This is a genomic window from Longimonas sp. (assembly GCF_046498435.1).
Taxonomy (GTDB): domain Bacteria; phylum Bacteroidota; class Rhodothermia; order Rhodothermales; family Salinibacteraceae; genus Longimonas.
On the sequence record NZ_JAWOAR010000284.1, the window covers coordinates 1 to 3099 of the forward strand.

Annotated in this window: 2 protein-coding genes; one reads left to right on the plus strand and one right to left on the minus strand. The window is 57.8% G+C overall.

Features of this window, described 5'->3' with window-relative positions; translation table 11 throughout:
* Positions 1-55 precede the first annotated feature (55 nt).
* A complete protein-coding gene (locus R6U20_RS11070) occupies positions 56-1438 on the plus strand; it encodes a sigma-54-dependent transcriptional regulator (RefSeq protein ID WP_410337918.1) in 1383 nt (460 codons plus the stop codon).
* 675 nt (positions 1439-2113) lie between these two features.
* On the opposite strand, the gene R6U20_RS11075 is transcribed toward R6U20_RS11070, so the two are convergent.
* Positions 2114-2743: a thioredoxin family protein gene (locus R6U20_RS11075; RefSeq protein WP_410337919.1), complete on the minus strand. Its 630-nt coding sequence runs from the start codon at positions 2741-2743 to the stop codon at positions 2114-2116.
* Between the last annotated feature and the right edge of the window lie 356 nt (positions 2744-3099).

Sequence of the window (3099 nt, forward strand, 5' to 3'; positions counted from 1 at the left end):
ATCAGGTCGTTAATTCTATCCTGGTGTCTTTTCTTTCCTTAATCCGACTGTTGTCATGCAAAAACGTGTCTTTATTGTCGACGACGAACCTAAAATTGGAACGTTATTTACCAATGTACTGGGACGCGACGGGTATCAGGTCGAGGCGTTTGTGAATCCTGTACGTATGCTCGGTGAAATAGACGACGAGCAGCCGCCCGATGTGATTCTCGCCGATATGATGATGCCCGAGATGACGGGGGTTGAGCTGCTGGACGCGCTCAATGAGCGCAACATCACGGCGCCTGTTATCATCATGACGGCGCATTCGTCGGTGCAAACGGCGGTCGAGGCCATGCGGCAGGGGGCCTTTCACTACTTGCAGAAGCCGGTGAACCTGGAAGAGATGCGGGCGCTGCTCGAAAAGGCCATCGACCTGTATGGCGCGCAGCAGGAGCTGGACGAGATTAAGGAGAAGCAGCAGGCCGAGTATCCCATTTCGGGCATTCTGGGCGAGAGTGATCCCATCGTGCAGGTGCGCGAAACGATTCAGACGCTAACGGGCGCCTCAAACACCACGGTGCTTTTCTCGGGCGAAACGGGCACGGGCAAGAACCTGGCGGCGCAGACGCTGCACTACAACTCGGCTCGCTCGCGCGAGGCGTTTACCGAGATCAACTGCGCGGCGCTGCCCGACAATCTGCTCGAAGCCGAGCTCTTTGGCTACGAGAAGGGCGCCTTTACCGATGCCAGCAACGCCAAGCCGGGCATGTTCGAGATTGCCGACGGCGGCACGCTCTTCCTTGACGAAATCGACTCGATGAGTCTGGCCCTACAGGCGAAGCTGCTCTCCTTTCTGGAGAGCCGCACGTTCCGGCGGCTGGGTGGTGTTGAAGACCGCACCGTAAATACGCGCGTGCTCTGCGCCACAAACGCCGACCTGGAGAGCAGCGTGAAGGATAAAACCTTCCGCAAAGACCTCTTCTTCCGCATCAACGTGGTGAACGTGAAGATGCCTGCGCTGCGCCACATGGATCGCGATGTTCTCATCATTGCGGATTCGCTGATCGAGCGTTTCAACAACGAGCTCAAGCGCAATGTGCAGGGGTTCACCGAGGACGCCGAAGCTAAGATGCTCGATCATATGTGGCCCGGCAACGTGCGTGAGCTGCGCAACGTGCTGGAGCGCGCCATGATCTTTGCACAGGACACGCGCATCACTGCCGAGGACCTGACGCTGGCTCCGCCCAGTCAGATTGGCGATGTGCACGGCACAGCGGGTGCGTTTCAGTTTCCGCTCGGGCGTACCATCGAGGATTTGGAGAAGGCGTACATCCTGCGCACCCTCCAAACCCGCGATGAAAGCTACGCCAGTATTGCGGATTCACTGGGCATCTCCAAAAAAACGCTGTGGGACAAACGCAAGCGCTACAACCTCGACGAACAGGTGGAGCGGTAACGCCCTGGTACCAAACACCGTAGTGCTGTGTCACACGTCAATTTTTGGGTTGTAAGGTCCCCGTTCGTATGCTGTCATCTTGAGCGGAGCGAAGCGGAGTCCTGACACGAGCGAAGCGACTGATGAACGCAGTGAATAAAGATCTCCCCCAAGGTTGGCAGGGCCTCTGTCCCACCGTATCTTCTCAACACCAAGGAGATGGTTCGACTGCGCTCACCATGACAGGCTTCGTGGGAGGGTGATTGCAGGGCAACCATCAAAATGAGGATTGACAGAGCAGTAGGGACACGGCGTGTATCTGTTTAGCGGGCCTCAATGATCGCCCGGGATATTCTTCCGACAGCTGTCGGAATACTGATCCCGGGCTAAGGAAACCCATAGCCGGGTACCCTGTGCCGACCACTGTCGGCACCGCTTGCGTCCCCGGCAATCTGTGGGGTGAAGGCCATCGGCACTGCATATCCCCTGGACGTTCACGTCGCTAAACACGTACCACGGCGCGCCGTGTCCCTACCGCGTTCTACGAAACGTACGGGCGTTTGATACGAACTCTGTATGCTTCGTTCAGACATCGTGGGCTGCCAGAATAGAGGTGCGTACGTTGCCTCGATACGCCCCGTCCATACCTCCACACGTCCATACCTCCACCCCCGAATCCGTTTGCAGGGTTCGGTACTACCCCGCATACTTCACCGAGCAGCCGTAGGGCGGTGCGGTCTTGGTAGGCACTTCCTCCCCATTCATCGCCGCGTCGAGCGCCTCCACCACGTAGTTCGTGGCCTCGTCAATGTCGTCTACATTCGTGGATTCAATGCTGTCGATGCCGCCCTTGTAGATGAGCGTACCTTCAGGGTTAATAACATACATGTGCGGCGTCGTCTGTGCGCCGTACATCTGGCCGACCGTGCCCTCTGGGTCCATCAGGATGGCGTCTTGCTGACCGCCCTCTTCCTCGTTACGCGCGTTCATTTCGTCAGGCGGAAAGTGGCCCTGTGTGCCGGGGGCCGACGACACGACCGAGAGCCACACCACGCCGTCCTCGCGATACGTTTCCTGGAGGCGCGGCATCTCGCCGCTTCCATAGAACTTGCCCACAAACGGGCAGTCGAAGTTCAGCCATTCGAGCACCACATACTCTCCTTCGAAATCGGAGAGACTGTGCTCGTTGCCGTTCGTGTCGGTCAGGGTGAAGTCGGGGGCAGGTGCATCCACCTCCGGGTCGTCGACCGGCTCGGCGTGAAAGGCAAGCGTACCGCCCGCAATGAGAAGCAGCGCGAGGGCGGTGGTCCAGAGAGAACGAGTCATGGGTGTGTTGGGGTCTGGTGAAACAGGTTGTGCTGTGTCACAGGTGGTTTGAGCGCCTGGGATCCCTCCCCCTGAATCCCCCCTCCTCTGAGGGGGACGTCATAAGAGCGCACTATGATTCCTTCCTCCTGGAGAGGCATAGGAAACTACGCATCTGAACCCAATCATTCAAGATTGACAGAGTAGTAGTGCTGTGTCACACGTCAATCTTTGGGTTGTAAGGTCCCCGTTCGCATGCTGTCATCTTGAGCGGAGCGGCTCCGCCAAGGAGACGCGGAGTCCTGACACGAGCGAAGCGACTGATGAACGCAGTAAATACAATGTGAACGAAGGAGCGGCAGTCATAAAAAGAAACG